This window comes from Acetobacter conturbans, from assembly GCF_011516755.1.
Classification (GTDB): Bacteria; Pseudomonadota; Alphaproteobacteria; order Acetobacterales; family Acetobacteraceae; genus Acetobacter; species Acetobacter conturbans.
The window spans coordinates 1-8,064 of record NZ_WOSY01000043.1; the positions used below are offsets into that span (position 1 = coordinate 1).

The following is an 8,064-nucleotide window of genomic DNA, read 5'->3' on the forward strand; positions in this document are numbered from 1 at the left end:
GGCACGGGAGATCATTGCGGATCCGATTCACGACATTCTGGTCAGCATTGTTTCGCTGTGGGAGATTGCGATCAAAATCCGTATCGGTAAACTGGATGCGGATATGAGCGAGATCATCGAAGCCATTCCGTCAGAGGGGTTTACGCTTCTTCAGGTCCAGCCTCAGCATCTCAGGGTTCTGATGGAACTCCCCATGCACCACCGAGATCCTTTCGACCATCTGTTAATGGCTCAGGCAACGAGCGAACACGCATCATTTTTGTCCGAGGATGGTAACATACTTCTTTATCCTGTCACCGTCGTCCGGTGTTCGGTTTGACTACACAGCTCTTATGTCAGAAATTATTTCTGCTGATCGGATCATGGTAAAGGCCTGAGAGATGACGGAAAACGCGGGCAACTTTGCCTTTCTGGTAAAAAAAGCCCCGGAACTGGCCAAATTAGGGCAACTGGCCGAGCATTTCTTCCTTCTCGATCCCCCGACCGCGCTTATCAAGATACGACAGTTCGCGGAATTGACGGCCAAGGACATTGCCGCCCGGTACGGCGAACTGCCCGACACGCATGCCACCTTTGATGAGGTGCTACGTGTTCTCCAGAGATGCTCGCTGTTGCAACGTCAGATCGCGGATCTGTTCTTCCATATCAAGCGCGTCGGCAATACTGCCGTTCATGAGAACACGGGCACACGCTCCGAAGCTCTCGAAGCCCTCAAGATGGCCCGTCTTATCGGCGTCTGGTTTCACCAGGTCTATAATCATGCGCCGAGTTTTCGTGCTGGTCCCTTCGTCCCGCCACGTCCGCCGGAAGATGCAACACCCGCCCTGCGCGAGGAAATAGAAAACCTCCGTAAAATCGTCACCGAAAGCACTGACGCCGAAGCCAGGGCGCGACTGGCGGCGCAGGAAGCAATCGCCATACAGGAAACCCTGAAAGATCGCGCTTCCAGAGAAGCCGGGGAACGGGCTTTCTGGGAGCAGTATGCCGCCGAGGCAGACAGGGAGCGTCAGACAGCCGAACGGGCTCTGGCCCAGGTGCAGGCTCAGGCCATGGCAACGCCAGCCGCGGCCCTTTCCGATCTGGCTCAGGAAGCGGATCAGAAAGCTCAGGAACTGGAGATCGACGAAGCGACTACACGCGTCCTGATCGACGCCCAGCTTCGTGCCGCTGGCTGGACCGTGGACAGCAAGACCCTGCGCCATAGCAAAGGAACGCGTCCCGAACCTGGTCAGGCCATCGCTATCGCGGAGTGGCCGACCGAAAGCGGACCGGTCGATTACGCGCTGTTCATCGACGAACAGGCCGTTGGCGTCATAGAAGCTAAACGAAAGATCAAAAACGTCTCGGAACGCCTCGGACAGTCCAGACGCTATGGCCGGGATATCATCCTTGCTCCCGAACAAAGACTGACGTTCACCCCATCGCCCGACGCCACCGCCTATCGCGTTCCCTTCATGTTCGTGACCAATGGGCGCCCCTATTTCAAAAGACTGGAAACGCTCTCCGGCATCTGGTTCTGGGACGCACGCACAGGCGAATCCCAGCGCGCATTGGTGGACTGGTTCTCCCCGCGCGACCTTACCGCACGTCTGGAACAGAAACTTGATCCCGCCGCCCTGAAAGACGCCGACCGTCAACTTGGCGTCACAGGCCTGCGCGACTATCAGATCAAAGCCATCCACGCGATCGAAACAGCGATTGCACAGGGACAACGACGTCTTCTCGTCGCCATGGCCACCGGAACAGGGAAAACCCGTCTGGCCATCGCGCTGATGTATGAACTCCTTCGCGCCGAACGATTCCGCCGTATTCTGTTTCTTGTCGATCGCAGGGCACTTGGTATCCAGACGCTGGATTCCATGAGCAATACCGAAACCGCCAGCCTGCTGAAGTTTGATAAAATCTTCCCGATCGCTGGTATGGACAAGGCCATTCCCGACCTTGAAGACCGTGTGCAGGTTTCCACCGTGCAGGCCATGATCCGCCGCGTGTTCGACAACCCCGACGGTCAGCACCCTACGCCCGGAAACTATGACCTGATCATCGTCGATGAAGCCCATCGCGGTTACGTGCTGGATGCTGAATTGCGGGAAGAGGATCTTGGTTTCCGAAACCTGAATGATTATCTGTCCGCCTATCGGCGTGTTCTAGACTATTTTGACGCCACACAGATCGCCCTGACCGCCACGCCCGCCCTGCATACCCGCGAGATTTTCGGCGCGCCCGTCTTTCACTACAGCTACCGCCAGGCCGTCATCGATGGCCACCTGATCGACCATCGGCCACCACGCCGCATCACAACAGCTCTGAGCCAGACCGGTATCCATTTCGATGCGGGCGAGGAAGTTGCTATTGCGGACTCCCGCACCAATCAGGTCGATCTTTTCGATCTTGAAGATGAAGTTGATTTCGAAGTCGCCGAGTTCAACAAGAAGGTCCACACGGAAGCCTTCAACCGTGCAGTCACGACAGCCGTCGCACTGGAATGTCCCCCGGATAAACCCGGCAAGACCCTGATCTTCGCAGCCCGTGACACCCATGCCGACCTGCTGGTGAAGGCCCTGCGGGAGACACTGGCGGAAGAATACGGTCCGCAGCCTCATGACCTCGTCGAGAAAATTACAGGCGACGTGGATCGGCCAAACGAACGCATAAAGGTCTTCCGCAGCGATCCGCGCCCGAAATACGTCGTCACCGTCGATCTTCTGACAACGGGGATCGACATCCCCTCCATCGTCAACCTCGTCTTCGTGCGCCGCGTCAGCAGCCGCATCCTCTATGACCAGATGATCGGTCGCGCCACGCGGAAATGCGACGAGATTGGCAAGGAATATTTCCGCATCTTTGATGCGGTGGACATCTACGCCAACCTTCAGAACGTTACTGATATGAAGCCGGTCGTGGTCAATCCGTCACTGAGCTTCGCAACCCTTCTGGGCGACCTGAAGCGCGCGGAGACCGATGAAGACCGCACCTGGGTCCGGGATCAGATCGTCGTCAGGATGCGGCAACGTGTCCGTCATGTTGATCCGGAACTTGCTGCCTCGCTCGAAGCTGTGCTCGGGCCACTGACCGATCTGCCAGACCAGTTGCGTGACGCGCCACCAGCAGCAACGGCGGACCTGTTTGCCCGGCACCCTTCGCTTGCAACGGTCCTCGACAGTACCGGCAGTCGCTCGCGCCCGACCGGTATCTATATCTCCGAGCACGAAGACGAACTGGTCTCCATCACCGATACGTTCGGCCAGCAGGCAAGCCCCGCCGATTATATCGAGAGTTTCGAGGCCTATGTCCGCGCCAACATGAACACGCTACCCGCCCTGATTGCCGCGACCCAGAAGCCGCGCGACCTCACGCGGCAGGACCTCAAGGATCTTGCAACAGCGCTTGACGAACACGGTTTCTCCGAAGCCAGTCTCCGTCGTGCTTACGGCACTGCCCGCAACGCCGATATTGCCGCCCATATCCTCGGTTTCGTCCGTCAGGCCGCCCTGGGTGATCCGCTTGTGCCTTACGCCACTCGTGTGGAAAACGGTATCCGGAAAATCCTCGCTTCCCGGAACTGGACACCAAAACAGACCCGGTGGCTAAATCGCATCGGCCGCGCCCTGAAAGATCAGCCCGTGGGAGACCCGGCCCTGCTGTCCGACCCGCTCTTTTCACAACAGGGCGGTTTCGATGTCATCAACCAGACCTTTGATTCCGGCCTCGGTGATGTATTGAAGGACCTCAACGCCGCCATCTGGTTGAATGGACCCGAAGAGGGCCAGGCCGCGTAACAGGAAGTGTCTGACGTATGAATCCCGCTACCGATCTGGTGAACAAGCTCTGGCGTCTCTGCGCGCTTCTTCGCAAGGACGGAGTCACCTACCAGCAATACGTCACGGAACTGACTTATCTGCTCTTTCTGAAAATGGCGTCCGAACAGAAGGACGTTGAGCAACGCATTCACGCGCCTTACCGCTGGAAAGCCCTGAAAAGCGCCAACGAGACCGAGGTTCTGAAACTCTACCGTCAGGCCCTGATCGACCTCGGTGACGGCGAGAAAGTGTCAGACCGAGCCATCGTCGCTATCTTCCAGAATGCGGCGACCATCGTACGCGACCCGGCAAACCTGCGGAAACTCATCAACGCCATTGATGAACTGCACTGGTTTGCGGAAGAGCGTGACTCCTTTGGTGATGCCTATGAAGGTCTCCTTCAGCGCATGGCGGAGGAGACAAAACGCGGTGCCGGGCAATATTTCACCCCGCGCGCCCTGATCGACGTGATGGTCCGGCTCATGCAGCCGGAAGCAGGCGAGGTTATCGAAGATCCAGCCTGCGGCACTGGCGGCTTTCTGATCGCAGCCAATCTGCACATGAAGGCCGAAACGGACGATTATTTTGAACTTGAAACTGAAAAAGAAAAAGAGTTTCAGGTCAGACATGCCCTGCGCGGCATCGAAAACGTCCCGGATACCTATCGCCTGCTGCTGATGAACCTCTATCTGCACAGCATCGACCCGAACAACATCGCTCTCGGTGACACCCTCAGCCCGACCGGTGCAGACACCCGCTTCAGGAATGTTGATCTGATCCTTACCAACCCGCCCTTCGGTCCCGCTGGCGGTCCGCCCACACGCGACGATCTGACGATCACCTCCACCGTTTCGTCCTATCAGCTTCCCTTCGTGGAACACTGTATCCGCGCGCTGAAGCCGGGCGGCCGCGCCGCCGTGATCGTGCCTGATAATGTGCTGTTCGATGACGGGCGCGGCAAAACCCTGCGCCGGCGGCTGATGAACTGGTGTGACCTGCACACCATCCTGCGTCTGCCCGTCGGCATCTTCTACGCGCAGGGCGTGAAAACCAATGTGCTGTTCTTCACCCGTTCGGAAAATGAAGCGCCGGTGAAGGACGCCACAAAATCCGTCTGGATTTACGACGCCCGCTCCGGCGCGCCGTCCTTTGGCAAGACCAATCCATTCCGGACCAGCGATCTGGAGGACTTCGTCAAGGCTTTTGGCTCAGACCGCAATGGTCGCGCAAAACGCAAGGATCAGGGCGAGGAAGGCCGCTTCCGTCGTTTCACCCGCGATGAGATCGCGGCCCGTGGGGATAATCTCGACATCACATGGCTGAAGGATACGTCCGATCAGGCCGAGGATGGGCTGGAAACGCCGGAGGACATTGCGGCCGCCATTGAGGGACATTTGAAATCAGCACTGGAGGAGGTTGCGGCGCTGATGGCAGAGCTTGAGGGCGATCTCGTGACTGCTGATGCGGAGGTGGCTGAGTGATGTTGCCGAAGGGGTGGGTCGAGGCAGATTTGATTGATATAATTACTTTGCATGATAGCAAAAGAATACCTTTGAATGCAGAGCAGAGACGAAACAAGCCCGGTGATTATGCTTACTATGGAGCCAATGGTCAGGTTGGTGCAGTGGGAGAGTATATTTTCGACGGAGAATACATTTTACTTGCAGAAGATGGCGGTTTTTTCGACCAACCGGGGCGGAGAGTCGCTTATCAAGTTTTAGGAAAATTTTGGGTGAATAATCATGCCCATATTCTCACCCCTAAAGGTGGAATCCCACAGACTTATCTCTGCAAGGCACTTAATCATTTTGACTGGATGGCAGTTGTTGGCGGCACAACACGTTTAAAACTAACTCAGGGAAATATGAAGCAGGTTAAAATGCCTCTTCCCCCTCTCGCCGAACAACGCCGCATCGTCGCCAAACTGGACAGCCTGACCGCCCGCATCGCCCGCGCCCGGGCGGAGTTGGAGCGTATAAAGAAACTTCAGAAACAATGGCTGCAGAGATTTCTTGATTCTGAATTTTCGTGTAGCGGTCGAATGCTGAAATTGGGCACGCTTGCTGAGGATGTTCGCTACGGGACGGCACAAAAATGTATTCAGAACCCAGTTCTTACTCCAGTCTTAAGGATTCCCAATATTTCCAGCGGAAAAGTCGACATTTCCAATTTGAAGCATGCCAAATTTACAGAAAAAGAAATACAAAAACTATCGTTACTTCCGGGGGATGTGCTTATTATTCGCTCCAATGGAAGCGTTGATCTGGTTGGTCAATCTGCCGTCGTCGATGAACAAGCCTCCGGATTCCTTTTCGCTGGATATTTAATAAGGATTCGACTCAAGAAGAATAACGTTGCTCCTGATTTCGTACATTATTGGCTTCAATCATCACAGGCAAGAAATGTAATAAATGCCGAGGCAAAATCGACGAGCGGCGTCAATAACATCAACAGCGAACAACTGAAAAACCTTCAAATAAGAGTACCTAGCCTTTCAATGCAGCAAGAAATCGTTTCACGTATCACAAAAGCCTTTGCCCATATTAACCATCTCGAAACCGAAGGCCGCCATACCCTGACCCTTCTCAACCGTCTCGAAGCCTCCCTCCTCGCCAAAGCTTTCCGGGGTAAACTCGTCCCGCAGGACCCGAATGATGAACCCGCCAGCGTCCTGCTTGAGCGCATCCGTGCCGAAAGGACAGAAAAACCGGAGACACGAAAAAGAAAATGACCGAGCCCTATGAAGAACCTGATCTGGAAAAAGACAAATGGGTTCGTATCATGGGAGTCTATGGTGACGAGCGCGTTCTGTGGGACCGCAAGGGCGCAGGCCGCTCTCTGGAAGAACTCCCCGTCCCCCGGCAGTTGAGAGACCGTCTGGTTCAGTGGAGTGAGAGCTACAGGGACCGGGACGAGCACAGTGAAGAAGAATGGATCCGTCTGGACCCACCATTTGATATAGAGCGCTATGCAGCGGAAGGATTTGCTCTGGCTCACGCCGTGAAAGCAGTGCTGCCGGACTGGACTGTGATTTATTTCGACGTATCAAAGGTGGATTACAAAAATCCATATCTGCCACGATATGTTTTTGAACGGGAGATTTGATCAGCCCATGTCCGTCCCCGATTATCAGTCTCTCATGCTTCCGGTGCGCGTCTGGCCGCAACGGGCGTTCGTCGTGTGCCTGAAGTCGCCGAGACGATTGCGGACGAACTCGCCCTGTCAGCAGAAGATCGGGCGACCCTGCTTCCCAGTGGCAGGCAACGTCTGCTGTATAACCGTGTACACTGGGCAAAGACGTATCTGACAAAAGCGGGTTTGCTGTCCTCTCCAGCGCGTGGGCAGTTTACGATCATGCAGGCAGGAAAGGAACTGCTCGCTTCCAGTCCACCCGCCATCACGCGCACGATGCTTGAGCAATATCCATCTTTCATGGGCTTTATAGGTGGCAAGCCTGATGGGGTTGCGGAACAGACGCCGCAGCCTGTTTTAGGCCTTGCGCCCGATGCTGATACCCAGACGCCTGAAGAGTGTATCGAGACGGCCCATGCGGAATTGATGTCTGAACTGCGCTCGGAACTTCTGGAGCAGATCCGGCAACAGAGTCCTGTTTTCTTTGAACAACTGATTGTCGATCTTCTGGTTGCTATGGGCTACGGCCGCAGCCACGAAGATGCGGCCAAGCGTTTCGGCTGCACTGGAGATGGTGGCGTCGACGGTGTGATCAATGAAGATCGTCTGGGGCTCGACCGGATTTATGTGCAGGCGAAGCGCTATGCCGCGCATGCCACCGTTGGACGTCCCGATGTGCAATCCTTTGTCGGCAGCCTTGTCGGACATGGGTCGCACAAAGGCGTATTCGTTACCACATCTTCCTTCAGCACTCAGGCCACGGATTATGTCCGCCACTTGACTCAACGGGTTATTCTCATTGATGGGGCGTTGCTTGCCGATCTGATGATCGAGCACGGTGTGGGCGTCCGTGTCAGTCGTATAATCGAGATCAAGAGAATTGACTTGGATTTCTTCGATCCGAGCTGAAGTCTCTTGCTCTTGGGGATTTGGATGGCTGCTTTATCAATCCAACAACCGCAAACCGGACATTCCGCTCCCCCCATAGCCGACTTTTTCCACGGGGAAAGGGTTGAGCGAGCTGGGCAGGTTGTAACAGATAGAGTGAGAGGGCTGCGCGGTTTCCGCGACGGAATGAGAGGGTAGGAGAGAGTCTCCTGTCCGTCCGTCATGGAGTTTCCCGCCATGGCAA

General features: G+C 55.7%; 7 protein-coding genes. 6 read left to right on the forward strand and 1 reads right to left on the reverse strand.

The features are described 5' to 3' along the window. The 6 genes from GOB81_RS16860 to GOB81_RS16885 form a co-directional block, all read left to right on the forward strand. A partial coding sequence (locus GOB81_RS16860) for a type II toxin-antitoxin system VapC family toxin (protein ID WP_173571406.1) occupies nucleotides 1-319 on the forward strand: 319 nt, incomplete at its 5' end. A 61-nt stretch (nucleotides 320-380) separates the two neighbouring features. Next, nucleotides 381-3,779: a type I restriction-modification system endonuclease gene (gene hsdR / locus GOB81_RS16865; RefSeq protein WP_173571407.1), complete on the forward strand. Its 3,399-nt coding sequence runs from the start codon at nucleotides 381-383 to the stop codon at nucleotides 3,777-3,779. A 17-nt stretch (nucleotides 3,780-3,796) separates the two neighbouring features. Then, nucleotides 3,797-5,281: a class I SAM-dependent DNA methyltransferase gene (locus GOB81_RS16870; RefSeq protein WP_173571408.1), complete on the forward strand. Its 1,485-nt coding sequence runs from the start codon at nucleotides 3,797-3,799 to the stop codon at nucleotides 5,279-5,281. Continuing rightward, nucleotides 5,281-6,531 (forward strand): restriction endonuclease subunit S, encoded by a 1,251-nt coding sequence (locus GOB81_RS16875; protein WP_242010327.1) that lies wholly within the window; start codon nucleotides 5,281-5,283, stop codon nucleotides 6,529-6,531. The genes GOB81_RS16870 and GOB81_RS16875 overlap by 1 nt, the downstream gene beginning before the upstream one ends. Further along, a complete protein-coding gene (locus tag GOB81_RS16880) occupies nucleotides 6,528-6,905 on the forward strand; it encodes a hypothetical protein (RefSeq protein WP_173571410.1) in 378 nt (125 codons plus the stop codon). The genes GOB81_RS16875 and GOB81_RS16880 overlap by 4 nt, the downstream gene beginning before the upstream one ends. 75 nt (nucleotides 6,906-6,980) lie before the next feature. Beyond that, the gene (locus tag GOB81_RS16885; protein WP_198912140.1) at nucleotides 6,981-7,841 is read left to right on the forward strand and encodes a restriction endonuclease; all 861 of its coding nucleotides are present in this window, start codon (nucleotides 6,981-6,983) and stop codon (nucleotides 7,839-7,841) included. 36 nt (nucleotides 7,842-7,877) lie between these two features. Here the strand turns inward: GOB81_RS16885 and GOB81_RS17555 are convergent. Continuing rightward, a partial coding sequence (locus GOB81_RS17555) for a hypothetical protein (RefSeq protein WP_206752396.1) occupies nucleotides 7,878-8,064 on the reverse strand: 187 nt, incomplete at its 5' end.